General features: G+C 53.9%; 22 protein-coding genes. 6 read left to right on the plus strand and 16 right to left on the minus strand.

Going from position 1 to position 24,993, the window contains the following annotated elements; translation table 11 throughout:
• Positions 1-75: 75 nt before the first annotated feature.
• Positions 76-1,425: a polysaccharide deacetylase gene (locus tag B212_RS0123850; protein ID WP_019913687.1), complete on the minus strand. Its 1,350-nt coding sequence runs from the start codon at positions 1,423-1,425 to the stop codon at positions 76-78.
• A gap of 112 nt (positions 1,426-1,537) precedes the next feature.
• Here B212_RS0123850 and B212_RS0123855 point away from each other — a divergent pair, with 112 nt between their 5' ends.
• On the plus strand, positions 1,538-2,194 hold the full coding sequence (locus B212_RS0123855) for a DedA family protein (protein WP_019913688.1): 657 nt from the start codon (positions 1,538-1,540) through the stop codon (positions 2,192-2,194).
• Positions 2,195-2,222: 28 nt separating this feature from the next.
• Here the strand turns inward: B212_RS0123855 and B212_RS32300 are convergent, their stop codons facing one another.
• The gene (locus tag B212_RS32300; RefSeq protein WP_036668471.1) at positions 2,223-3,485 is read right to left on the minus strand and encodes an MFS transporter; all 1,263 of its coding nucleotides are present in this window, start codon (positions 3,483-3,485) and stop codon (positions 2,223-2,225) included.
• 148 nt (positions 3,486-3,633) lie between these two features.
• Here B212_RS32300 and B212_RS0123865 point away from each other — a divergent pair, with 148 nt between their 5' ends.
• Both B212_RS0123865 and B212_RS0123870 read left to right on the plus strand, forming a co-directional pair.
• Positions 3,634-4,575, plus strand: coding sequence for a helix-turn-helix transcriptional regulator (locus B212_RS0123865; RefSeq protein WP_019913690.1), 942 nt, complete (start codon positions 3,634-3,636; stop codon positions 4,573-4,575).
• Positions 4,576-4,672: 97 nt separating this feature from the next.
• Positions 4,673-4,969 carry a zinc ribbon domain-containing protein gene (locus B212_RS0123870; RefSeq protein WP_019913691.1) on the plus strand — a complete coding sequence of 99 codons (297 nt, stop codon included), beginning with the start codon at positions 4,673-4,675 and terminating at the stop codon, positions 4,967-4,969.
• A 519-nt stretch (positions 4,970-5,488) separates the two neighbouring features.
• On the opposite strand, the gene B212_RS0123875 is transcribed toward B212_RS0123870, so the two are convergent.
• Both B212_RS0123875 and B212_RS0123880 read right to left on the minus strand, forming a co-directional pair.
• A complete protein-coding gene (locus B212_RS0123875; protein ID WP_019913692.1) occupies positions 5,489-7,027 on the minus strand; it encodes a DHA2 family efflux MFS transporter permease subunit in 1,539 nt (512 codons plus the stop codon).
• Complete coding sequence (locus B212_RS0123880; protein WP_019913693.1) at positions 7,024-7,479, minus strand: MarR family winged helix-turn-helix transcriptional regulator; 456 nt, start codon at positions 7,477-7,479, stop codon at positions 7,024-7,026. The genes B212_RS0123875 and B212_RS0123880 overlap by 4 nt, the downstream gene beginning before the upstream one ends.
• A 225-nt stretch (positions 7,480-7,704) precedes the next feature.
• Here B212_RS0123880 and B212_RS0123885 point away from each other — a divergent pair, with 225 nt between their 5' ends.
• Positions 7,705-8,391: a DinB family protein gene (locus B212_RS0123885; protein WP_019913694.1), complete on the plus strand. Its 687-nt coding sequence runs from the start codon at positions 7,705-7,707 to the stop codon at positions 8,389-8,391.
• A 179-nt stretch (positions 8,392-8,570) separates the two neighbouring features.
• On the opposite strand, the gene B212_RS32305 is transcribed toward B212_RS0123885, so the two are convergent.
• Positions 8,571-12,866, minus strand: coding sequence for a 2-hydroxyacyl-CoA dehydratase (locus B212_RS32305; protein ID WP_019913696.1), 4,296 nt, complete (start codon positions 12,864-12,866; stop codon positions 8,571-8,573).
• A gap of 118 nt (positions 12,867-12,984) precedes the next feature.
• Positions 12,985-13,452 carry a thioredoxin-dependent thiol peroxidase gene (gene bcp / locus B212_RS0123895; RefSeq protein WP_019913697.1) on the minus strand — a complete coding sequence of 156 codons (468 nt, stop codon included), beginning with the start codon at positions 13,450-13,452 and terminating at the stop codon, positions 12,985-12,987.
• Positions 13,453-13,555: 103 nt separating this feature from the next.
• On the opposite strand from bcp, the gene B212_RS0123900 reads away from it, so the two are divergent.
• Positions 13,556-14,608 (plus strand): LCP family protein, encoded by a 1,053-nt coding sequence (locus B212_RS0123900; RefSeq protein WP_019913698.1) that lies wholly within the window; start codon positions 13,556-13,558, stop codon positions 14,606-14,608.
• Between the two features lie 139 nt (positions 14,609-14,747).
• The gene (locus tag B212_RS0123905) at positions 14,748-16,064 is read left to right on the plus strand and encodes a glutamate-1-semialdehyde 2,1-aminomutase (RefSeq protein WP_019913699.1); all 1,317 of its coding nucleotides are present in this window, start codon (positions 14,748-14,750) and stop codon (positions 16,062-16,064) included.
• Between the two features lie 384 nt (positions 16,065-16,448).
• Here B212_RS0123905 and B212_RS0123910 read toward each other — a convergent pair whose 3' ends face one another.
• The 10 genes from B212_RS0123910 to B212_RS0123955 all read right to left on the minus strand — a co-directional run bounded on the left by B212_RS0123910 (position 16,449) and on the right by B212_RS0123955 (position 24,967).
• Positions 16,449-17,069: a hypothetical protein gene (locus tag B212_RS0123910; protein ID WP_019913700.1), complete on the minus strand. Its 621-nt coding sequence runs from the start codon at positions 17,067-17,069 to the stop codon at positions 16,449-16,451.
• 144 nt (positions 17,070-17,213) lie between these two features.
• On the minus strand, positions 17,214-17,777 hold the full coding sequence (gene def / locus B212_RS0123915) for a peptide deformylase (protein ID WP_036669979.1): 564 nt from the start codon (positions 17,775-17,777) through the stop codon (positions 17,214-17,216).
• A gap of 321 nt (positions 17,778-18,098) precedes the next feature.
• Complete coding sequence (locus B212_RS0123920; protein WP_019913702.1) at positions 18,099-19,394, minus strand: stalk domain-containing protein; 1,296 nt, start codon at positions 19,392-19,394, stop codon at positions 18,099-18,101.
• 100 nt (positions 19,395-19,494) lie between these two features.
• Positions 19,495-19,758 carry a hypothetical protein gene (locus B212_RS0123925; RefSeq protein ID WP_019913703.1) on the minus strand — a complete coding sequence of 88 codons (264 nt, stop codon included), beginning with the start codon at positions 19,756-19,758 and terminating at the stop codon, positions 19,495-19,497.
• A 16-nt stretch (positions 19,759-19,774) separates the two neighbouring features.
• A complete protein-coding gene (locus B212_RS0123930) occupies positions 19,775-20,659 on the minus strand; it encodes an inositol monophosphatase family protein (protein ID WP_019913704.1) in 885 nt (294 codons plus the stop codon).
• A 218-nt stretch (positions 20,660-20,877) separates the two neighbouring features.
• Positions 20,878-21,885 carry a UV DNA damage repair endonuclease UvsE gene (gene uvsE, locus B212_RS0123935; RefSeq protein ID WP_019913705.1) on the minus strand — a complete coding sequence of 336 codons (1,008 nt, stop codon included), beginning with the start codon at positions 21,883-21,885 and terminating at the stop codon, positions 20,878-20,880.
• Positions 21,882-22,199 (minus strand): hypothetical protein, encoded by a 318-nt coding sequence (locus B212_RS0123940; RefSeq protein WP_019913707.1) that lies wholly within the window; start codon positions 22,197-22,199, stop codon positions 21,882-21,884. The genes uvsE and B212_RS0123940 overlap by 4 nt, the downstream gene beginning before the upstream one ends.
• A 47-nt stretch (positions 22,200-22,246) precedes the next feature.
• Positions 22,247-23,338 carry a D-alanine--D-alanine ligase gene (locus B212_RS0123945; protein ID WP_019913709.1) on the minus strand — a complete coding sequence of 364 codons (1,092 nt, stop codon included), beginning with the start codon at positions 23,336-23,338 and terminating at the stop codon, positions 22,247-22,249.
• 19 nt (positions 23,339-23,357) lie between these two features.
• Positions 23,358-24,386 (minus strand): amidase domain-containing protein, encoded by a 1,029-nt coding sequence (locus tag B212_RS0123950; protein WP_019913710.1) that lies wholly within the window; start codon positions 24,384-24,386, stop codon positions 23,358-23,360.
• A gap of 71 nt (positions 24,387-24,457) precedes the next feature.
• On the minus strand, positions 24,458-24,967 hold the full coding sequence (locus tag B212_RS0123955; RefSeq protein WP_019913711.1) for a hypothetical protein: 510 nt from the start codon (positions 24,965-24,967) through the stop codon (positions 24,458-24,460).
• Between the last annotated feature and the right edge of the window lie 26 nt (positions 24,968-24,993).

Here is a 24,993-nt window from a genome sequence, read left to right on the forward strand (position 1 = left end):
TACTGTCTATTCTTCCCACCAAAAAGGATACCCAGACATTTAGAGACCGTAAAAATTAGGGGTTGCCCGATTTCATCAGAGCGCCTTGACTCTGCGTTCCTGTCCAGTCACACCGGCCGTCAGCACCGGATGTCCTACAGCCTCCAGCAGACTCCGCAGCGGCACCCACAGCGAGGAGCCGATCATTTGCACATCCGCATTCTGCTGCTTCTCCCTGCCGTCCGCAAAGGTCACAGTCAGCCGCTTATGCTCCGCATCTGCCGTTACCGTCCGGCCATTCCAGACAATTTTGCCGCTGCGGGTGGCCGTATCCCAGCTTACCAGCCCTCCCAGCCGTTCGACCGCCGCACGCAGCGGAACCTTATATTGCTCCCCGCTGATCTGGTATTCTCCCGGCTGCAGCTTCGTTTCCAGCATCCCGACCTCCAGCGCGAGCGGCAGGCCGGGTGCAAACAGCCTGCTGTTCGGGACAATATTCGCCGCAATCCAGGCTTGCGATGGCTTGACCCGTCCAGCCCCCGCCGCTTTGGCTGAAACTCTGAACTGTACCGGCCGCACCTCTTCATTCAACACGCCGAAGGTGTAGCCTGCCGCCTTGTAACGCCCGATAATCTCCGGCAGCGCCTTGGCGCTTTGCTCATGGCCTCCTCCGTCATGAAGCAGCAGAATCACCTCGGAGGCGTTAAGATCTGCGGTTGAATCCCTTAATATATCTGCTGCAGGTACCCCCCGCCGTTTGGAATCACCGCTGTCGGCCGTCCAATCCATCACCGTATAACCCGCTTGCTTAAGCAGGTAGAAATACGTATCGTCGAAATGCCCGAACGTTCCTCCCGGGGCGCGTACAAGCTGCGGACGGACACCTGTAATTCCCCTGACAATCTCTTCGGTTTGCTTGATTTGAGTCCAGAACTCCGTAAACCTGCTATATAAATCATGGTAATTGTGATTATAGGAATGATTGCCGATGGCGTTGCCTTGCTCCCATATGGCATTAATCAGCTCCGGGCGGCTTTTGGCCTGCTCCCCAAGCACGAAAAAGGTCGCCTTAACCCCCTGCTGGCGCAGAATCTCCAGAACCTTTGAAGTGATACTGCTCGGGCCGTCGTCAAATGTTAAGTAGACCGTTTTATGCTTCTTCACGGCTGGAAGGGCCGAATCCGCCGAAGACTTGGAAGCTGAAGCCGCAGTAACCTTTGCCACTGTCTGCGGATTGCGGTCCATGCTGAGCGTTGCGGAGGCTGAAGCGGGAGCTTGGGGTGATTGCACCTTCCCGACAGCCGGAGAAGCCGCGGGCAAATCTTGCTTCACAGCAGCAGGGCGATTATTCTTAGAGAGTGCAGGCATTACGAACCCTATGACTGCCATAGCAAGCAACCCGCAGATCAGCAACCGGCGGATATATTTTTTAGAGCTACTCTTCATCTTCTCTACCTCCAGCATTCTACTGGCGCTTTACGCGCCTTATTGGTAGATTGTATGAAGACAAGCCCTGAAATAGAATTAGGCATTTAAGCCTTTGGAGAGTGATCAACATATGGAAATGCTGAAATGGATCGAGGAATTGTTCGCCAGCTATGGCTATAGTGTGCTGTTCTTCGGACTCCTGCTGGAGTTCGTCGCTCTGCCTTTTCCCGGAGAGACTACAATGGCTTTTGCGGGGTTTCTTTCCTATACCGGCAGACTTGATTTTATCCCGCTGATTGCCGTAGCCTTTGCCGGAACCACAATTGGAATGACCATCACTTATTTCGTCGGCCTCAAGGCCGGATTGCCTTTTATCCAGCGTTACGGCAAATGGTTCCTGTTCTCCCCGGCCAAATTGGAAAAAACACAGCGCTGGTTCGAGCGGTACGGAAGCATTCTTGTTTCCATCGGCTACTTCATTCCGGGCGTCCGCCATTTTACCGGTTACTTCTCAGGCATCATCGCCCTGCCGTTTCGCAAGTTTGCTATGTATGCCTACAGCGGCGCTATGCTCTGGGTAGTGCTCTTCCTTGGCATTGGAAAAGTATTCGGTCCGCAGTGGATGGGCATCTTCCACCTGTTTGAGCTGTACGCCCTCTGGATCATCTCAGGCCTCGCAGCCATCGCCGCATTGGTCCTTCTGTACCGTTACCGTCATCCCATCCGCTCCCGGCTGCTCCGGCGCAAAGCAGGCCTGAAGGCTAAAGTGAAAGAAACTACCAAGTAAATCTGCAGCTATCCAAAATATCACCGGACTACAGGCGCGGCACCTTTCTCCATTTGCTGCGCAGCAGGACATATCCGCCCAACAGCAGGGCCACCCCGGCGAAGCCGACACCGCCTGCGAAACCCAGTGTTCTGGGTTCCACCAAGTCAAGCAGCCAGCCAGCGCTGAACATGGATACGCCAAGCAGTGAACCGCTCACCGCCGACAGTATTCCAAACATGACCGGCTGCTGCTCAGGCGGTGTCTCCCGCATCACAAGCGTGTCCAGGCAGGCATTGCCGATCCCCCCGCATAACGACAGCAGAATATAGAGTACAAAAGCCACCGCAAAATGCCTGCTGGCACTGATACTCATAAGTATAATCCCTTCACACAGCAATCCGGCCAGCGCTGCCGCAAGAAGTCTCCGCTTCACCAGCCGTCCGGCAAAAAAGCTGAGGCTAAGCCCAATGCCGAGTGCGGCATAGAAGGCCCCCACCCCGATATCTCCGGCATGAAACACCTGAACGGCGTACACACTGATCAGCACATTGTCCCAGCCATTGAGGATCGGCAGCAGCAGTTCAGAGGCAACAACGATCTGGAGCATCAGACTTCCGCCCACCAGAAGCTTAAGCGTCTGCCAGCGACCTTGCTCTTTGCTCTTTAATCCTGTCTCTTCGTCAGCCACAGATACGTCTTGTTCTACTCTGCTATCTACTACGGTCTCAGGAAAATGAATGCCCCAGATCAGCAGAGCCGCCCCCAGGAAAGACACTGCGTTCATAATAAAGGCCATGTCCGGCCCCCACCACAGCGATACAACTCCCCCGGTAAAAGCCCCAAGTATAAGCACACAGCCGGTCATCAACTGCTCCAGACTGTTAATTTTGAGCAGAGAATCAGGACCAGCCAGCAGTGGAATGGCAGATTTACGCACCGGACTATAAATAGCCTCACCCGCCGCCATAATAAAGCTCCCCGCATACAGCAGCCATAATCTGTTCTCTCCATTCACCCAAAGAAAGGACAGGGCCACCGGTATACGCAGCAGATCGACGGCCATCATAATGGCTTTGCGCGGAAGCCTGCTTGCCAGCAATCCGCCCAGCGGGGCCATGAACAGATATGGAATCACTCTTACACCCAGCGAGATTCCGACCGCCATCCCCGATCCGGTTACCTCCAGCACCAGTGCCAGAATGGCAATACCGCTGAAACGGTCACCCATCCCATTGATTATTCCCGCCGCGAACAGCCTTGAATATCCCTTATAATTTTGTCCAGCCCTTGCAAGTGATCTTTTGTTCACAGCATTAATCCTCACATTCAATTTAATAATTATCTAATTAGATAATAATCAAATCAACGATAGATCGCAAGACTTTATTTTTTTGACTCCACGTGCAATATTAGGATAATGGATTAGTGTAATATTCCCGGGAAAGAAGGAAGCCACTTTGAAAATAGACCGTTTGCTCTCCATCGTCATCCTGCTGATGAACCGCCCCCTTGTTCAAGCCAAGGAGCTGGCTGAGATGTTCGAAGTCTCTGTCCGCACCATCTACCGCGATATCGACAGCATCAACGGGGCCGGCATTCCTGTCGTTACCTATCAGGGGGCAAATGGCGGCATTGGCCTTATGGAGGGATACCGTCTGGACCGCAATCTGCTTACGGAGCGCGAGCTGGCTGAGATTTTCACCGCGTTGCAGAGCGTCTCCTCTTACGGAGGCAACGGACACAACCTGCTCATGGAGAAAATCAGCAGTGTGATCCCTCCTTCCCAGACCGATGCCTTCCGCAGCAAAACCAGCCAGTTGATTGTAGATTTCTCCCCTTGGGGATTGCAGGGGCCGCTGGAGGAGCGTCTGACCCTCCTGAAGGAAGCGCTGGAGGAAAAAACTACTGTCAGCTTTGATTATGTGAGCGCAGACGGCCATGTAAGCCACCGTCTGGTTGAGCCTTATACTCTTGTGCATAAAGGAGCGGCTTGGTATTTATACGGCTACTGCACACAGCGCCAGGATTTCCGGCTCTTTAAGCTGCTCCGCATGCGAACGCTGGTCAAGGAGAAGCAGAAATACAGCCGGCAGGAGATTCCGGTGCAGGATCTGCCTTGGGGCGAAGGATGGAAGGAAGCCGTGAACCTGCTGCCGGTTGTCCTGCATTTTTCAGCGGAGGGCAGGCATCTTGCAGAGGATCACTTTGATTCTGAGGAGCTTGAGCCCGATGGCTGTGGCGGATATACCGTTAAAGTTAATTATCCCGAAAACGGCTGGCTGTATGGATTTTTGCTGAGCTTCGGGACCATGGTTGAGGTGCTGGAGCCGGAGCATATCCGCTGCAGGCTTGGGGAGATAGCGGCCGGAATCGCTGCAAAATATAGCAGCCATACATAATAACCTGAACGAATGCTGTCAGGTTTATTATTTTATAATGGACAGGAATATGTCGGGGCCGAAGCCCCCTCCCAAAAATAAAGGAGCGTGTGTGCAAATGGAAACAGCAGCATCGCATCAAAACGGGGTTCATTATTGTCAAAGCTGTGGAATGCCTATGCCTGAAGAGGAGATGCAGGGCAGTGACCGGGAAGGTAATAAAACAACAGAATATTGCGTGTACTGCTACGAAGGCGGAGAATTCAAGCAGCCTAATATCACGTTGGAGGGAATGACCGATCTATGCGCCGGATTCATGGTCCAGGAAGGCATGGATGAAGCCGTTGCGCGGAAAATGCTGGCGGACTCTCTGCCGCGGCTGAAACGCTGGAGCACAGTAAGCGAAGCTAACTAGGAAGCAGGGCAAGGTTAGCAGCAGTTCTAAATCTGCGGCTTAGAACGGAGCCTCTGTGGCCTGTGGAGAGATAGGCTGGTCGTGTCCATCCTCCTGTTCCTTATGGACCGTAAAGCCCTTATTTTCACGAAAGATACATTTTAGCCGAGGGAGCGGACCGTAAAGTCCTTATCGCCTCTAAGGTAGGTATATTTGGGGTGAATGTCCGCCCATAACAGCGCTGGAGTCCGTTCTCTTGCGGAAAATGGACTTCCAGTTGGAATAAGAGCTGCTCAGTCCGTTTACAAGCGTGGAGGCTCATCTGATCAGGAGACGGTGCTGTTCCCGGGGCCTGATACGCCTACAGCGTGAACTTGCGTCTTAATCCATCCGGCGGCGAATCGTTTGAACTCCAACATTTAGAGTCTGACGATCTACCAACAGCAGCTATCAGCAAAAAGGACTACCCATGCGCGCTGAGTGAGCAGCCGGCAGGATAGTCCTTTTTCAACAAAATCGGATCTTAAATCAATTTAAAGCTTAAGCTTGCTGCGATTTGACCAGTTGCGGCTGTTCCGGCTTCACAGGCTCCGCTTCCTCTGTCTTCAGGAAGTCCGCCTGCGGCGAGGTTTTCTTGATGAATAGAGCGAGCACCAAGGCTGCAACTGTAACCCAGGTGGCTACGGTAAACGAATGGGTAATCCCGTTAATCGTCGCTTCCTGCGTTAGCTTCAGCATGCCTGCCTTGTCAGTCTGCGATACAGCCCCGCTCATCACGGCATCTGTAATTACACTCTTCGTCCGGTTGGTCATCAGGCTGACGAACAGCGCCATTCCGAGTGCTCCCCCTACTGTCCGCAGTGTGTTGGACATTGCCGTGCCATGCGTTGCCAAACGCTGCGGAAGCTGGTTCAGACCGGCGGTTACAATCGGCATCATCAGCATGGACATCCCGAACATCCGCGCTGTATATGTCAGGATCAGATGAGTATACGTGGTAGAATCGGTAATTTGGCTGAACTCCCAGGTGGTAACGGTAGTGATGACCAGGCCGATGACGGACAGCCATCTTGCTCCGATTTTATCAAAAATAATGCCTGTGATCGGAGACATTACGCCCATCAGAATCGCACCCGGCAACAGCATCAGTCCAGATTCCACCGGTGTGAATCCGCGGATGGTCTGCAAATAGATCGGGAGCAGAATCATGCCGGAATACAGCGCCATCGTAACAATAATGTTGATCACTGTGGTGAGTGAATACATGTTATACCGGAAAATGCGGAATTCCAGCAGCGGATTATCATGACTAAGCTCACGCCATACAAACAAGGCCAAAGCTACAACTCCCAAGATCAGACAGCTATATACAGTCGCGCTGTTCCAGCCGTCTGTACCGGCGTCACTGAAGCCATACAGCAGTCCGCCAAAGCCGAGGGTCGACAGAACAATCCCCAGCTTATCCAGCTTGGGCGAGGTTAACTTGCCGACATTCTGCATCGTCTTCATGCCAAGCAGTGTAGAGAGAACCGCCAGCGGAAGCACGATATAGAACAGAACCCGCCAGGAATAATGCTGAACAACCCAACCGGACAGCGTAGGGCCGACAGCCGGGGCAAAAATCATCGCTACCGCCATAAGCCCCATGGCTTTGCCGCGCTCTTCAATCGGGAAGATACGCAGGAACACAATGTTCATCAGCGGCATCAAAATGCCGGCGCCGACAGCCTGGATGACTCTGCCGACCATAATCATTTCAAACCCGGTACCTAAGGCGCAGACCAGGGTCCCTATAGAAAAAAGGATCATTGCAGTTGTAAACAATTGACGGGTTGTAAATTTCTCCACCAGATACGCGCTGAGTGGAATGAGCACGCCGTTGACCAGCATGAATCCCGTTGTCAGCCATTGCGCGGTATTGGCGGCAATGCTCAGGTCCTCCATCATTTTTGGCAGCGCCACGTTCATCAGCGTCTGATTGAGCAGCGCCACGAATGCCCCGATCAGGAGCGCCGCAATGATCGGACCCCTGCGTATCGTCTTGGCCGGCGCGGCGGCATTAGCGTTAATTGTACTCATAGCTTCTTATTGTCTCTCCCTTGCTCCATAATTTTAATGATTTCCCCATGCAGACGCAGCAGCTCTTGAGCATCCTCTGCGGGTATGTTCGACAATGGCTCCAGATGGCTTCTGAGCGCCTGTTTGCTTCGCTCCCTGATCTCCCAGCCCTTGTCGGTCATTGCGAGCTTAAATATCCGTTTGTCGCTCTCTGAGCGTTGTCTGGTAATCAGTCCGGCCTTCACCATCCGGTCAACTACACCGCTCGCGGCGCTGTTTCCCAAGTGCAGCAGGTCGGCAAGCTCCGTGATGCCCACATCGGGGTGTGCTTCCAATTTGCGCAAGACCATTAACTGGGTCGAGGTAATGCCCAGCTCTTCCGCATCCTTCCACATAAGCTGTTGAAAATTATGAATGATGCAGCGGAATGAAGAAAAGATTTCGTCCAATTGCTGCTCTCTATCCTCCAACATTCATCATCTCCGTATACTGATTAATATTTCGTATACGAACTATTTTACTATTTACGTATTTATGCGTCAAGGGTTTGCAGAAATTTTCTGAAACATGGAATTTGACCCATCATCTTAGTGTGGACTTCCTCCTTGTGACAGACTCTTTTAAAAATCACCCAACTTTGGAGAATTTTTAATATAATTAGATTGACGGTATAAATAATAACGAAAGCGGTGAAACCCATGAATCTTGAAGCACGCAAAGTCTGGAACGCCAAACACAAGCAATTAACGGGAATAATCACAAAACCGGAAGAGCACGCTAATGCAGTGGCGCTGTTCCTGGAGCAGCATGCCCGCCTGTACGCTTCAGACGGAAGCGATCCGCAGCAGATTACCTATGAGGACGAGCTGCTGCAGGAGCTGAGCGAGCAGACCATGCGCAGTTATCCGGTACATACGCCTGACAGCCGCAATTCGGTTGTGTGGCATCTTTGGCACAGCGCACGTATCGAGGACATCACGATGAATCTTCTCGTCGCTGATGGGGAGCAGGTTCTGCGGTCTGAGCAATATGCAGACAGACTGCACATCCCTTTCCACGACTCGGGAAACGGCATGGAGGAGCAGGAGGTCGCCGAGCTCAGCTCCGGCATCCACATTGATGCACTGCTCGCCTACCGGAAGGATGTTGCAGCCAGAACGCGCTCTATCATCACTGCACTGCTCCCCGGACAATTCCGGGCCAAGCCCGGTCCTGCACAGATCCGCAGAATTACCGATGAAGGTGCAGTCAAAGCCTCCGAGCAATGGCTCATAGATTACTGGGGAGGGAAAACCACCGCAGGTCTGGTCTTGATGCCGGCTACAAGGCATAATTTTGTCCACTTGAACAAAGCGATGCGCATCAAGCAAAAGCTGCAGAAATAGCCGGCTGCACAGTACATATCAGGTAGAAACGGCTGCGCCGTCCATAAAGGGGCGGCAGCCGTTTCAGCGAGAACTATAAGGATAAAGGATAGCGCTAAGCTTATACTTTCTTATATTTCCCCAAAAAAGAGCGTACCCTTTAACTGCTCAGGGTACGCTCTTTCTATACAATATAATTGCTATAGCCCGTTTTCGATGCTTCCCGCCACAACCGGCTTTAATTTGCTGCCCGTTTTTGCTTTTGCGGGAACCGGCTGCTCTTGGCTCTCCAGACCGCTGGCAATCGACATCATCAGCTTGATCCGGTTCGCCTGGTTCACTACGCTGACTCCGGCATCGTAATCAATGGCAGCAATATTGGCGCCAGGATACAGCTCCTTCAGCCCTTTTATCATTCCCCGGCCGGTAATATGGTTCGGCAGACAGGCGAATGGCTGAATACAAGCAATATTATTCACCCCGTTATCCAGCAGGTCCATCATTTCCGCCGTCAGGAACCAGCCTTCCCCCATCTGGTTGCCCACAGATACAAGACGGCTGGCCTTCTCAGCCAATCCGTAGATATTCTCGCGGCCTTTAGCCAGCCCGGCTTCCACAAGCGCCGTCTTAACCGGTCTGCGGTAGATTTCCAAATAGGAGATCAGCATCGGATTGAGGTAGCCCAGCTTTTTGCTTTTGCCGAATTGCTCTGCTTTGTAGATTGGGTTGTAGACGCAATAAAAGATAAAGTCCAGGAAATCCGGCATCACCGCTTCGCCGCCCTCTGCCTCAATCATCTCGATGATGCGGTTGTTGGCGTCCGGATGGAATTTGATCAGAATTTCCCCCACAATTCCCACTCGCGGCTTAGTAGTCTTCGTCACCGGCAACTGGATAAATTCAGCGACGATCTCGCGGGTCAGCCGCTTGTATTCCCGGAACGAAAAGTTCGACAGACTGGACTTGCAGCGTTCCATGCCTTTGCGGAACAGGGCCTGTGTGCTTCCCGGAATGACCTCGTACGGTCTGAAGCGGTGCAAAAGACGCATCATCAGGTCGCCGTAGCACGCTGCAGCAATCAGCCGGTTAGCCAGCTTGAGGCTGATGCGGAAGCCCGGCTGGTTCTCCATGCCGGAGGCATTCAGCGAAATCACCGGAATCTGCCCCAGCCCGGAATCTTTCAGCGCCTTGCGCAGCAGTGAAATATAGTTGGTCGCACGGCAGCCTCCGCCCGTCTGCGACATGATTACAGCGGTGCGGTTCGGATCATAATCGCCGCTCTTGAGCGCCGACAGCATCTGACCGATGGTGACAATTGCCGGATAGCAGGCATCATTGTTCACATATCTAAGACCTTCCTCCGTCTCCTGCGGTCCGGTGCTTTCCAGAATCTTGAGACGGTATCCGGCATCGCGGAAGACCCGTTCGAACAGTTCAAAATGGATCGGCGACATCTGCGGCGCAAGAATCGTATACGTATCCTTCATTTCCTTCGTAAACGGCACATTGGCCTGGGTCTTATACAGGAGCTGAGGCTGAACGTTGCCTTTCTCCCGCTCGCGCATTGCGGCGAGCAGCGAGCGCAGACGGATGCGTGCCGCACCGAGATTGCTGATCTCATCAATCTTGATCAGGGTATACACCTTGTTATTGCGCTCCATGATCTCCTGAACCGCATCGCACGTAATCGCATCAATGCCGCAGCCAAAGGAGGTAAGCTGCACCAGCTCCAGATCGTTTCTGCTGGCAGCCAGACGCGCCGCGCGGTACATCCGGGCATGGTAGGTCCACTGATTTACCACCGCCACATCCCCTTCACTGCGGTCCAGATGGCAGACTGCATCCTCCGTCAGCACAGCCAGCCCCATGCCGGTGATCATCTCTGCTATGCCGTGGTTGATCTCCGGGTCGGCATGGTAGGGATGTCCACAGAGCAGAATGCCCTTGGTATCACTGTGTGTAAGGAACTCCAGCGTTTCCTCGCCCTTGCTCCGCAGATCATATTTGGCATTCTCAGCTTCCACAAGTCCCGCCTGCACTGCAGCAGCGATCTCTTCCTTGGGGATATCCGCGAAGGTCTTCACCAGAACCCGGGTCAGAGCCGGAATATCGTCGAAGGTCAGAAACGGGCTGACCAGCGGAATGCCCTTTTCCTTCAGTCCGTCCATATTGTTGCGGATTACTTCGGGATAAGAAGCCACGACCGGACAGTTGAAATGATTCTGCGCCGCGTCATCTTCCTTCTTCTCATATACGACCGCCGGATAAAAGATAAAATCGACTTTTTTGCCGAGCAGATTCTGCACATGCCCGTGGGCCATCTTCGCCGGGTAGCAGATGGATTCCGAAGGAATGGTATCCATTCCGCTCTCGAAGAGCTTCTTGCTGGACTTCGGAGACAGCACAGTCCGGAAACGCAATGCGGTGAAGAAGGTATGCCAGAACGGGTAATTCTCGAACATATTCATCGTCCGCGGAATACCGACCGTTCCCCGCTCCGCCTGCTCCTCAGGCAGCCCCTCATAATCAAAAAACCGCTCATATTTATACTGCATCAGGTTCGGCAGGCTGTTCTTCTCCTTCTTGCCTCCCGCCCCGCGCTCACAACGGTTGCCGGTAACGTGAAAGCTCTTGTCCGGGAACCGGCTGATCGTCAGTGCGCAGTTGTTGCCGCAGCGGCCGCAGCGGCCCGGCGATACCTCATATGTGAAGGCTTCCAGCTCTTCAGGACTGAGGAGGGTGCTGCTGCCGTCAAGTCCTGCATGTTCTCTGGCGATCAGCGCACAGCCGTAAGCTCCCATCACGCCGGCAATATCCGGTCTGACCACGGTTCTGCCGGTCAACAGCTCGAAGGCCCGGAGTACCGCTTCGTTATAGAACGTCCCGCCCTGCACAATAATGTTGCGCCCCAAATCCTCGGGATTGCGGATTTTGATAACCTTTTGCAGCGCGTTCTTGATGACAGAATAGGCAAGGCCAGCCGACAGATCGGCCAGAGAAGCCCCTTCCTTCTGCACCTGCTTCACCTTGGAATTCATGAACACCGTGCAGCGCGAGCCCAGGTTGACCGGTCCCCTGGATTCCAGCGCCGCTGCGGCAAATTCTCCGATTCCCAGCTCCAGCGCGGAGGCGAAGCTCTCCAGAAAAGAGCCGCAGCCCGCCGAGCACGCCTCGTTCAGCATCAGGCTGTCGATGGCTCCGCCCCGGATTTTGATGCACTTCATGTCCTGGCCGCCGATGTCGAGGATGAAATCAACCTCCGGCATGAATTTGGAGGCCGCCTTGTAATGGGCCACCGTCTCCACTTCGCCGCCGTCAGTGCGCAGCGCCGCCTTCACCAAGCCTTCGCCGTAACCGGTTGCGTAAGCTCCGGCAATGTGGCAGCCCGCCGGCAGTATGCGGTAAATCTCCTTCAGGGCATCGCTGACCGACTGGAGGGGGTTGCCTTTGTTGCTTCCATAAAAGGTATAGAGAATTTCATCCGCTGATCCGGTAATGACCAGCTTCGTGGTGGTAGACCCGGCATCAATACCCAGATAGCAAGGCCCTTGGTATGTAGAAAGTTCAGACCGGGGCGCCGCAGCCTTGGCATGGCGCTGCCGGAACTGCGCAAGTTCCTCCGGCGAAGCGAACAGCGGCTTCAGCTCGGCATCCTCGGCGCGGTCGGCTCTGAAATCTACGGCGGCAATCCGCGCCAGCCAGCCGGAAAGCGGCAGCACCAGCGGGTCCTTCTGCGACAGGGCGGACCCAATCGCCACGAAATACTGTGAGCGCTCAGGGAACAGAATCTCGCCTTCCTTAAGCCCAAGCGTCTCGGCAAAACGCTCCCGCAGCGCAGGCAGGAAGGTGAGCGGACCGCCAAGAAAGGCTACGCGCCCCCGGATTGGACGGCCGCAGGCCAGTCCGCTGATCGTCTGGTTAACGATGCTCTGAAAAATCGAAGCCGCCACATCTTCGCGGCGGGCGCCTTCGTTCAGCAGCGGCTGCACATCACTCTTGGCAAATACGCCGCAGCGCGATGCGATAGGGTATATTCGTTCATGCTGCTCCGCCAGGGCGTTCAGTCCCGCGGGGTCCGTCTGCAGCAGGGAAGCCATCTGGTCGATGAACGCCCCCGTCCCCCCGGCGCAGGCTGTATTCATCCGCTGCTCAATGCCGCCGCTGAGATAAATAATCTTGGCATCCTCGCCCCCCAGCTCAATGGCTGTATCACACTGCGGGATCAGTGAGCTGATCGCTTTGGTGCAGGCAATCACCTCCTGAACGAAAGGCACTTCGCCCAGCTTCGAGAGCGACAAGCCTGAGGAACCGCTTACAGTCAGTGCTGCCTCGCTATCCGGGAACCTGTCCCGCACATCTGACAGGAGGGACAGCGCGGCTTTTTTTATATCGCTATAATGTCTTACATAATCCTGATATACAATCGTGTCATGTTCCATAACAACCAATTTGGCCGTAGTCGATCCGACATCCAGCCCGATACGCAGCATCATCATGCATTTATCACCATGCCTTGCTCCAAATTTGAAGTAATATGAGGCAACTATATCATGAGAGCGCCTAATGAAAGCTGTTAAAAATGTAACAGACCTTTACAATTAATGACTAGCATACTTAATATTTCATGATTTCTTCCAATACCGCTTCGACATGTCCCTTGACCCGGACCTTCCGCCATTCCTTGACCAGGATGCCCTGCTCATCAATGAGAAAGGTCGAGCGAACGATGCCCATAAATTCTCTGCCGTACAGCTTCTTGAGCTGCCAGGCTCCAAATAATTCACTTACGGTATGCTCTTCATCGGAGAGCAGCGGGAACGGCAAATGGTTCTTCGCAATGAACTTCTTATGAGAAGCCAGACTGTCGGTGCTGATTCCCAGCAGGACTGCGTTTCCCCGGGCAATCGGGTCCTCGGCGTCACGGAATTCACAGGCCTCCTGCGTGCAGGCGGGGGTCATATTTTTGGGATAAAAATACAGCAGCACCTTACGGCCCCGGTAATCACTTAAGCTGATATTCTGTCCGGTTGAAGCGGGAAGGGTGAAGTCCGGCACCTCTTGTCCGATGGTTAGTTCATTCATGTTCAGGTCCACTCCTAAAATTTATGGTTAAATATTCCGAAATTGCTTGTATACCTAAAAGAAATTATAATGTAGAGAATGTGAATGGGAAAGGAAGAACGAAATGCCACCAAGAAAGAAACGGCACGCAAAGGCCGGAAAGTCAAAGAAGAAGCCGCTGCTCTGGACTCTTGCAATCATACTTCTCCTGATTATCGGCGGGGCTGTTATTTATTTTACCTCCATCTACAATCAGCTCGACAACCTGCATAAGACCGGCGAAGACTCACCGTTTGCAGCACTCCCCTCTCCTTCTGCCGAAGTGGTTCAACCGCCTAAATGGGAAGGTACGGAGCCAGTCAATATCCTGCTTATGGGTGTGGACGCGCGCGGGGTGAAGAAGGGTGAAGTCCCACGCTCCGATACGATGCTGGTCGCCTCCCTTGATCCGGTTAAAAAGAAATTTTATGTTTTCTCCATTCTCCGTGATACCTATGTAGATATTCCTAAATATGGAAAAGAACGCATCAACACGGCGATTACCCACGGTCCCAATACGGCGATGCAGACGGTCAGCGACCTGCTCGGCATTCCGATTCAATATTATGTCTATACCGATTTCCAGGGTTTCATCAAGCTTGTAGATGCGGTCGGCGGCGTCGATTACGAGGTTGAGAAGGACATGCTCTACAAGACCAAGGCTGACGGGCCGGAATATGACATTGATCTGAAAAAAGGCTTCCAGCACCTCGATGGCAATATGGCGCTGCAATATGTGCGCTTCCGTCACGATGCCACTTCCGACTTCACCCGGACGGAACGCCAGCGCGGCTTCCTTAAGGCTGTAGCGGATAAAGTGATCAGCACAACCTCTATCATCAAGCTGCCAAGCATCCTGTCCCAGGTTACCCCTTATATTGACACCAACCTGGATGTCAATGATATGTGGAAGCTGGCTACCGTCGGCTACGACAGCTCTATGGACGGCAGTGAACAGATTCCGCCGATGAATCTGCTCACCGAAGAGACGACAAAAGGCGGCTCCGCCGTCATTGGCATCAGCAGCGAAGAAAAGCTGAAGCAATTTGTGCAAGACACCCTGACTGCCCCCGAGCCGTCTCCTTCACCGGAGGCTTCGCCAGGCAGCAGCCCTTCCGCAAGCGCCGGCAGCAAATAGGCAATAGCAGGTTAAGCGCATAGAAGGGCAATACAACAACAATCTACCCATGCTAGGCCTAAGGGCGGGCGAACAGCGGAACTTTCCGCGGTTCGCCCGTTCCCTTGCGCCGGCATACCGAAAGAAAGGATGACTAATTATGAACCGTAACACATCTGAACATCTGTATGAGGAAGCCCTGCAGCATATCGTCGGAGGCGTCAACAGTCCCTCCCGTTCCTTCAAAGCCGTAGGCGGCGGCGCTCCAGTCTTCATGAAACGCGCCGGCGGCTCCCGCTTCTGGGACGAAGACGGCAATGAGTACATAGATTATTTGGCTGCCTACGGGCCGATTATTACCGGCCATGCCCATCCCCATATTACAGCCGCGATTACCAAGGCGGCAGAGAATGGCCTGCTGTACGGCACGCCCACCCAGCTTGAGATTAAGCTGGCGAAGATGCTGAAAGAGGCTATTCCGTCAATGGATAAAGTGCGCTTCGTCAATTCCGGCACAGAGGCCGTCATGACCACGATCCGTGTAGCCCGCGCGTATACGAAGCGCAGCAAGATCGTCAAATTTGCCGGCTGTTACCACGGCCATTCCGACCTGGTGCTGGTGGCCGCAGGCTCCGGCCCGTCCACCCTGGGCATACCGGACAGCGCCGGTGTACCGGCCAGCATTGCCCAAGAGGTTATTACCGTTCCCTTCAATGATCTGGACGCGCTGCGTGAGGCACTCCGCAAATGGGGCGACGATGTGGCTGCGGTGATGGTGGAGCCGATTGTCGGCAACTTCGGTATGGTTATGCCGAAGCCAGGCTTCCTGGAAGGGCTGTGCAAGCTGGCTCATGATAACGGCTCACTGGTCATTTACGACGAAGTCATTACCGCTTTCCGTTTCCATTACGGCTCTACGCAGACCTATGCCGGGCTGCAAAATCATGAAGAGATCATCCCTGACCTGACGGCGCTTGGCAAAATCATCGGCGGCGGCCTGCCCATTGGCGCTTACGGCGGCCGCAAGCATATTATGGAGCAGGTTGCTCCGCTCGGCCCTGCTTATCAGGCCGGTACAATGGCGGGCAATCCCGCTTCCATCTCCGCAGGCATCGCCTGTCTGGAGGTGCTTGCCGCCGAAGGCGTCTACGACGAGATGGAACGGCTGGCGATCCGCCTGACTGAAGGGCTGCAGGCATCCGCTGACCGTCATGGCATCCCCATGACGATCAACCGCATCCGCGGTGCGTTCTCCACCCATTTCTGCAAGCATCCGGTGACCAATTACGATGAAGCGCAGGACACAGACGGCGAGCTGTTCGCCAGCTTCTTCCGCCATATGCTGAACCGCGGCATCAATCTGGCTCCGTCCAAGTATGAAGCCTGGTTCCTGACCACGGCGCATACCGATGCCGATATTGATGCCACACTGGCAGCGGCGGAGGCTTCGTTCGAGGCTATGGCGGCAGAGAAGTAAACTTGTTGCTATAAGAAATGTAACCCCGCTGCGTTGTTTGCGCAGCGGGGTTTTTTATTGCTGCACAGGTTGTAGAGAGGTTGAACTTTAGTAGATCGCCTTACTCTAAATGCTGGATTTCAAACGATAGTGTGCCGAACGAATTAGGGCGTGGAGACATGCCACAGGTGTATCAGGCTCCACAAACAGAGTCATCTCCTGCCTGGAAGAGTCTTCCTGTTTGTAAACGGACTGAGCGGCTCTTATTTCTGCTGAAAGCCCCTTTTCCGCAAGTGAACGGACTCCAGCGCCGCGGACGCGTCCGCTCCGTAAGTATCCAAACTTCTCCTCCGTCACTTCGGCCCTTTTTAATCATTTTCAAGTTCAACTGATATACGTAATCCGTTATTGAAAGCTAACCGGCTTGTCCAATACAACTTCTTCTAACCGGGGCCGTATGAAGCCGCTGCTGCCGGGTACCAGTGAGAAGCTAACGTTGCTCAGGTCTTTGGGAAGTGGCGGCGAAACCATAAACTGCAGTTGAAGGTGCGGGCCTCCACCGCGCGCGCCATGTCCGTCCACTTCGTAATCGGCGTCCCCCTGAACCGCAAGAGTAAGCTCTGGCTGAATGTTTACAGGAGACACTGTCTCTTTGAAGTACTTAACTTCCAGCGTGACGATACTGTACTTCTCATATTGCATAGCATGGGTCAGGGTGTATTCGACATCGCCCTCCAGCGTAGTTTTCATAATTGGCAGCACGCCGATCAAACCGCCGGACTCATCCCAAAAGTGCCGTCTCGGCCGCGCCTCATTCAGATGGCTCAGAATAAACGTGATCTCGGTGGCCTCAAGCCCAAATTCAGCAGACCACTGCTCTATGGTCTCCATTTCGGGAAAAAGCCCTTTACCTCCCGCAACCGCCTTGCGCTGACGGAACAGTTCCAGAATTTGTGCATCAATCTGCTTCGCTTCATCATTATACTCAAACGCTATACCCCTTATTGGCATTCTTGCCCAATCCATTGTGCGAATCCCCCTTTGTCAGTATTATCTGAGCTACAACACTGACAGTATAGCATTATTTTCCATATACAAAAAACTGTCCAAAGTCGAAAAAAGCCGTAATCCCCTATCGGAGACCCGGCTTATGCCATACACATATTAACTTTACTCGTTCTGCTTATCGTAGAGGCTGCGGATCTCCACACCCTGAGGGAGCTTGAACGGGTTCTCCTGATTAATCCGGTCGTAGAACATGATTCCGTTCAGATGGTCCATTTCATGCTGAATCACAATGGCCTGATAGCCCTTGAATTTCATGACAACCTCTTTGCCGCCCATATCATAGCCCTTCACCTTCACCGACTCATATCTTGGCACAAAGCCGTGCACGGGACGGTCAACGGACAGACAGCCCTCGCTCTCCGGCAGATACACCATGGCGAGCGAATGGCTGATGATCTTGGGATTAACCCAGGCATGCTCCACGGTTCTTCCCTTCTCATCCTTCAGGTACATCACGAACATCCGCTGCTGAAGCCCGACCTGATTCGCCGACAGGCCCACACCGGAGCGCAGCTTGTATTTGGCGGAAAGCTCCGTATCCTGACTGTTCTTCAAAAACTGCATCATACACTGCAGGGCCTCTTGATCCTCCGATTGCAGCGGAAGCTGCAGCGGCTCTGTTACGGCGCGCAGCACAGGATCGCCCTCCCGTACAATGTCATCCATTGTGATGATATATTCTGCATTATATTTTGCGCTAGACAACTACCTTCATCCACCTTTATGCCGTACGGGCTGAATTTAATTTTATCTAATAGATATAAATTGAACTATAGATTTCATATTGGGGTCTGGTCGTAACTGCGGGGAATGTTTGGACTTCCGGCCGCTGCCCGCCTGCAGATTTCTTGATTGTTACCGCTCTTCGCGGTGGGAATCCGCAGACAAAGGCGGTCGCTACCGCTCCGTAAGTATCCAAACTTCCCCTCCGTCACTTCGGCCCTTTTTTATAGTTTCTTTAGTTCATCTTATATAGCTTATGCGCGTTTATGGATTTATGAAAGCCGTCCGCAGCTTGCTGCTGTAATTCACATCGAATCCAAGTCCGGTGGCAAGCGCACCGAGCGGCAAATAGGTTTTTTCCTCTTTGCCAACCTTTTGTAGGAAAGCCGGCGTATCAATTGCCACAGCCTTTCCATCTACCTTAATCGTCTTGGAACCTATAGTAATGACCACTGTTCTTCCGCCGTATATAATGGTTGCGCTGGAGGTTTTATTATCCCATTTCCCCGCTGCTCCCACGGCATTAAGAATATCCTTCAGCGCCAGAAAGTTCTGGCCATTCTTCAGAATCGGCTTGTTCGGCGTGTTCAGCTCCACACCCTTCACCACAATCGTCATAGGCGCCGATGCGGCAGTCCAGGCAGAGACGGACGGAGTACGGTACTCTCCCCAATACGCTTCGGCAAACACCCGGGCGATCGTCTCATATCCCAACTGGGTAGGATGAAAATCCGCTTTGCCCACGCCAATGATATGCGTCAAGGAGCCTTCCACACCTGCGAACTTCTCTGCTACATGCGCCACTTTGACCGGTGCATTGACCTGATTGACGCTGGCCGCTACACTTTCCGCTGTCGCAGTGAACTGCTGGGCTGCGCTCATAAGCTTGTCATACGAGCTGCTAACAGCGATTCTAGGTGCCGGCTGATATTGATCGGCAAGCAGGATGGTAGCCTGCGGATTGACGGTGCGAATATTCTCCAGCGCCGCCTTTACATTACTGCTGTAGCTTGCCAGAACCTCGTCCAGCTTAGCCTTGAATTCATCGTCCGAGAGATCCTTGGCCGTTAACAGCAGGCTGCTGACATCGTTCCCGCCAATCGTCAGGGTGATCAGATCCGCTTCGGCAAGCTCAGTCTTGATCTGCGGAGGCAGCCCGGCAAAGCGGCTAATCCGCGGGTCAGGAAGACCAGCCTGTATCCCGTCCGCAGTAATGGCGGCCCCATCCTTAATCGCTGCCGTATAATTTTGCAGCCCCGTTGAAGTCAGCCCCAGAATGCCATAGTTGAAGAGAGCGCTTCTGCCGTGATACCAGCCCTGCTCCAGCAATCTCTCCGCATATCCGTAAGGCTTCACATTGGGATCGGTCATTCCCGGCTCATAGCCGGCAGTGATGGAATCCCCCAGCGCTACGATGCGAAATACATCTGCCTCCGATCCTTGTGTTACTGCGGCGGCTTCAGCCGCACTAGCCGAGCCTGCTCCTGTGCTGATCAGCAAGCTGAACAGCAGCAGGCTGCCTGAGGCGGCTGCGGCTACTTTTTTCCATGTGTTAAGCATCGTATCCCTCCCAAATTTAATATAATTCCATTCTATCATCCAGCCCGCCTATACAAAAGAGCGGTTTCCCATTATCGGGAAACCGCTCAGGATACATCTATCATTTATTAGGACCGTCTGTGTCCTCCGGTCCGGGTTTCTTCCCTGCCCGCTCCAGATACTTATCGTATCTGTCATCAAGCTCATGGCCTATTGTACGGTAACGCAGCGTTTCTTCCACAATCGGATCAAGCGTGGTCTGAATACGGATCTCATACTTAGGCGAAATCTGACGAATTTCCTTGGCTGTCCGTTCGCCCTCTTCCATCTCTCCGTCCTCCAGCAGCTCGCTTAGCTTGCGCTCCAGATCATCCTTATCACTCATGCCCCCGGCTGCCTCCTTAGCCCTTATACCCCGTTGCTGCCGCTTCCTTCAGCGATGCAATCAGAAAATCATGAATTCGCCCGTTGCTTGCCGCAATATGACGGGTGCCGATGTCGTAGGGGTTGCCCAGCGTATCCGTAACCTTGCCGCCCGATTCCAGTACCAGCAGTACGCCAGCCGCACAGTCCCACGGGCTGAGGCCGACCTCCCAGTAACCGTCCACCCGGCCTGCCGCAACATAAGCCAGATGAAGCGCCGCCGAGCCGCCGGCGCGGATACCGCGGATCTGCGGAAGAATATGCTGCAGCCCCGCCATATTCGCAGGCTGGGCGAAAATGCGGTCCGGCGGAAAGCCCATTGCAATCAGGCTGCTTCCCGGGTCAGCTTCAGCAGATACAGCGGTAGGGATGCCGTGCATATAGGCTCCTTTGCCCTTTTCGGCAACAAACATCTCATCGCGGATCGGGTCATAAATTACCCCAACCGTCAGTTCTCCCTTGATAACCAGTGCAATAGAGACACAGTAAAAAGGAAACCCGTGTACAAAATTAGTAGTCCCGTCTATCGGATCCACAATCCACAAGTATTCATGCTTGCGTCCTTCTTCCAGGGCAGTGGTCAAAGCGTCCGCCCCGGGCTGAACACTTTCTTCCCCAAGAATGGCATGGTCGGGAAAATGGGTCAGGATCAGCCGGCGGATCATCTGCTCCACGCCTTTATCCACTTCAGTCACCAGATCCTGAGCCGAGGTCTTGCTGCCCAGCTCCTTCACTTGGCCTTGTCTGCTCTTGATCCATTCGCCCGCTTTGGCAGCCGCATTGATCGCTACGGCTGTATGCCCCTTACTTGTCACGACGTAAGGCTCACGTTCATTCCGGTTATCAGAATTCGTAGGATTCATCTCTTCACTCCGCTTTCTTGAACATGATCGTTCTCTTATGTAAAGACAAGGTGCGCTCTTGCTCCAGACAGACATCCGGCGGCGATAGGCCAGGCAATGAGCCTTGAGAGCGCCGGCCTTGTTTTTGCTAAAGTTTCATTCAACGTACCCTATTTCAGGCTACTTATCAAGTCAAACCTTGGCCCGTTTCCGGCCTTTAACACCAGGTTACTTGCCGTTTATGGTTCAATATTGACGCTTGCACCATCTAAAACCGTAATTCCGCTTCCGGCTTCCGCCAGCTCCTTCAGCGCCTCCATTAGTCCAAACAGCGCCCCGTCCTTCGCTTTCGCCTCAATCATGACATCCACAGCAGGGGTATCTGCAGCAATCCGCTTAAGAAAAGCCAGCAGCGGCACAGGTTCCACGCCATCCGCATGACTGCGGGGGTCAGAAGGACTGCGGGGACTTGAGACATGAATTTTCGGCGGCAGTGATTCACCGGGAAGCACATCTTTCACTGCGAGCGGACTCTGCCAAGTCTTCTGGATCTCCGGCCACAGTTCCCAGGGGAGCTCCCCTTCATTGTTGACCCACTGATGATGAATATCCAGTACCATCGGCAGGCCCAGCCTCCGGCTGACCTCAAGGGTCTCCGACGCATTAAAGGTCTTGTCATCGTTCTCCAGCGTCAGACGTTCCTGCAGCTCCGGCTTCAGGAGGGTAAAGTGCTCACAGAAACGTGCCGCAGCCACCGGCTTGTCCCCGTAAGCTCCGCCGATATGGATGTTGCTCTTGGCGGTTGCCGGGAGGCCCATAGCCTTCAGCATGTCCACATGATGCTGCAGATCACGGACTGAGTTCACCAGGACCTCCGGCCGGGGCGTACTCAGCACGGTAAAATGGTCGGGATGAAAGGATACTCTCAGCCCGTGTTTTTTCACATAGTCGCCCACTTCAGCAAATTCTCCGGCCAGTTCAGCAAAAGGATTCCAATCCAGCAGATCAGGATGGGTGGCCAGCGGAATCAGCTTGGAGGTCAGGCGGTAGACCTTGATATCCGAACCGACATTATGCTTGAGCAGGCGCAGCGTGTTATGAAGGTTCGTCCGGGAGATGGCTGCAAGCCGCCGCAGTCCGGCTTCACGGTCGTCAAGCTTCTTGAAGCTTGCCATCGTCATGGTCTTGGAAGGCGAGCAGTCCGGAATTACTGTGGACATGGCTACATAACCAAAGCGGACGATCATCCCTCTTCCCCAAAAAACATCTCATGGGCCAGCGCCGTCTGCACCCGGGATTCTTCCTCATTCAGCTTGCGCACCAGTTCCATCTCAACCGCCGTAACCTCATTGCCCTGAAAGTTGATCTCTGCGATGGAGGCAGAAATTTTGACAATCGCTACCGCAACATTCTCTGGTGTGTAGGCGATAACCTTCTGGCCGGTCGGATATACCCGGAAGCCCATCTTCACCATTTTGGTGCGGCCATATTCAAGCAATTCGTACAGCTCCTGCTCATTCTTGAACTTGCAAACTGAATTAAATTCTGATAGAAACCCCATGGTTCTCCGCTCCTTCCCGGCCGGAATGCTCCCGCCGCTGCTTAATATTATTCATTGTCGTATTTCAGATTCTGCTTGAAGTTATAGCGCTCCAGCGCCAGCTCAATCATACGGTCCAGCAGCGCCTGATAAGATACACCGGTCTCGCGCCACAGCAGCGGATACATGCTGTATGGCGTGAAGCCCGGCATCGTATTCACTTCATTAATAAGGATTTTGCCGTCGGATCTGCGCAGGAAGAAGTCTGCACGGGTAATCCCGCTGCCCTCGATTGCCTTGAAGGCCTGAATGGCTGATTCGCGCAGGCGGTCGGCAATCTCAGGGTCTACAGGAGCCGGGATCAGCATCTGTGATTTGCCGTCGGTATATTTTGCCGCGTAATCATAATATTCACCGGAAGAGACGATTTCACCCGGAACCGAAGCCTCCGGCTCTTCATTCCCCAGCACACTGACTTCCACCTCGCGCGCATCGACGAATTCTTCAATAATGACTTTGGTATCATAGCGGAAAGCAAAGTCAATGGCTTTGGTCAGGCTGTCCTTGTCAACGGCTTTGGAGATGCCCACACTGGAGCCCAGATTAGCCGGCTTAACGAAGACGGGATAACCCAGCTTATCCTCCACAGCAACGATCAACTCGTGGCTTTTGCTTTTCCACGCCCCCGCATTAAAATAACAATATTCACACTGATCCAGACCCGCTTCCCCAAAAAGCTTCTTCATGACTACCTTATCCATGCCCGCCGATGAAGCCAGCACTCCCGCACCGATATAAGGAATATTAGCCATTTCGAACAAGCCTTGAATCGTTCCGTCTTCCCCATTGGTGCCGTGCAGGAGCGGGAACATCACATCAATCGCTGCTTCTCCGCCGGTCAATCTGCTGAATACAGCATTTAGGGCCACCCCCATATCCCCGGCTTCCCCGCCCAGTTTGAGCTGTTCAATCCCGCCGAAAGGAGCATTAAGCGTTGCCCCGGCCTTCCACAGCCCCTGCTTGGAAATATAAAAAGGTACAATCTCATATTTAGCGTAGTCAAAAGCGTTCATGACCGCAAATGCCGTCTGCAGCGATACCTCGTGCTCTCCGGATTTGCCGCCGTACACCAGTCCTACGGTTAATTTTGTGCTGCTCATGCCCTAACCTCTTTCTGATTTATAAGTAGTCATTAATATGAAAAAAACGGTAGGCCGTTCTGTCGGTCCACGCATAGGAATCACGGTAATCCCAATAACGGTGACGGCTGCTGACCGTCCGTGCATTCACCAACGGCATGCCTCCCGCGTCAAAAGCGGTGACAATCGTACTGTGCTGAAAATGGCCGTTGCCGTCCCAATCGTACTGGATGACGTCGCCAAGCATTAGCTGATCGGCCCGATCCATCACCTCGGCACGAAGTCCGCCGCTGCGGCCTGCGCTCAAATAGCGCTGCAGACTGTCAGACACTGCCCAACTGAAGCTCCACCATTCCTGCGCGCCGTTGTAGCCTTTGTACCACCAGCCCGTTTCTCTTTTACCAGTATAGTTGATAGGCGCTCCCCCTGCAAAGAGACATTGGGAGACATAATTGGTGCAGTCCACGTCAAAAACCTCGAACTCCGGGTTGCCGTCCTTCCACCAGCGGTCGGCGTAGTCCGCCGCCTCTTCCCGGTTGTAGCGCACCTCCCTGCTGCTTGTAATCCCCCCGAGAACATTCCGGTTGAGCAGGGGCTGGGACGGCTGCGGAGCCGGGAGAATCTCGCCCCATTTAGACAGCCGCAGCGCCGGCTCTGCACCCACTACTTTGCGCACGGAGTTCCGTTCCGGCACGCTACGCTCCACCGTCGCAATCTCCCATGCGCCCCCCTCCCGCACAAAGGTCAGGCGTTCAGACTCGATAACATCCTCGCGGTGTGTGATTCCTCCCTTCTCATAATACAGCGCACTGTGCAGCGCCACATCCGCCACCACCTCCGCAGGATTCTGCCGCACAGTCCGCAGGGTACGCACCCCCGTCTCTCCGCGCAGCGGAGTAATCCCGCGCCGCTTATACCACTGCGACAGCCGCCGGGAACGCTCTCCGTGCTCCAGCAGAAACCGCGGGTCCCTGACACTGCTGCGCTGCAGATCCGTCCCCGGTGCAACTCTCCCTTTATTCACTTGATCCACGTACACATAGAGACTTTGCTTCCACTGCTGCTCCATTCCATCCCCGCCCCTTCATCCCTTTTTGGCTGCTGTTCTATGTATATGAAGAAAGCCTCGCAGCTATACAGCTAGAAGTAAGAAGCAGCGGAGCCGGGCGCAATAGGGCGGGGCATTAGGGCGGGGCCCCCCGACAACGGCATTTTTGCCGATGTTTCGCCCACTTCCCGCACGCGGCCCTCCAACAACGGCATTTCTGCCAGTGTTTGGTCCACTTCCCGCACGCGGCCCTCCAACAACGGCATTTCTGCCGGTGTTTGGTCCACTTCCCGCGCGCGGCGCCCCGACAACGGCATTTCTGCCGTTATTTCGCCCACTTCCCGCTGGTGGCCCCCCGACAACGGCATTTTTGCCGATGTTTCGCCCACTTCCCGCTGGCGGCCCCCCAACAACGGCATTTCTGCCGGTGTTTCGCCCACTTCCCGCACGTGGCCCCCCGACAACGGCATTTCTGCCGGTGTTTCGCCCACTTCACGCATGCGGCCCCCCGACAACGGCATTTCTGCCGGTGTTTGGTCCACTTCCCGCTGGCGGCCCCCCAACAACGGCATTTCTGCCGGTGTTTCGCCCACTTCACGCATGCGGCCCTCCAACAACGGCATTTTTG

Source organism: Paenibacillus sp. HW567, assembly GCF_000374185.1.
Classification (GTDB): Bacteria; Bacillota; Bacilli; order Paenibacillales; family Paenibacillaceae; genus Paenibacillus_AQ.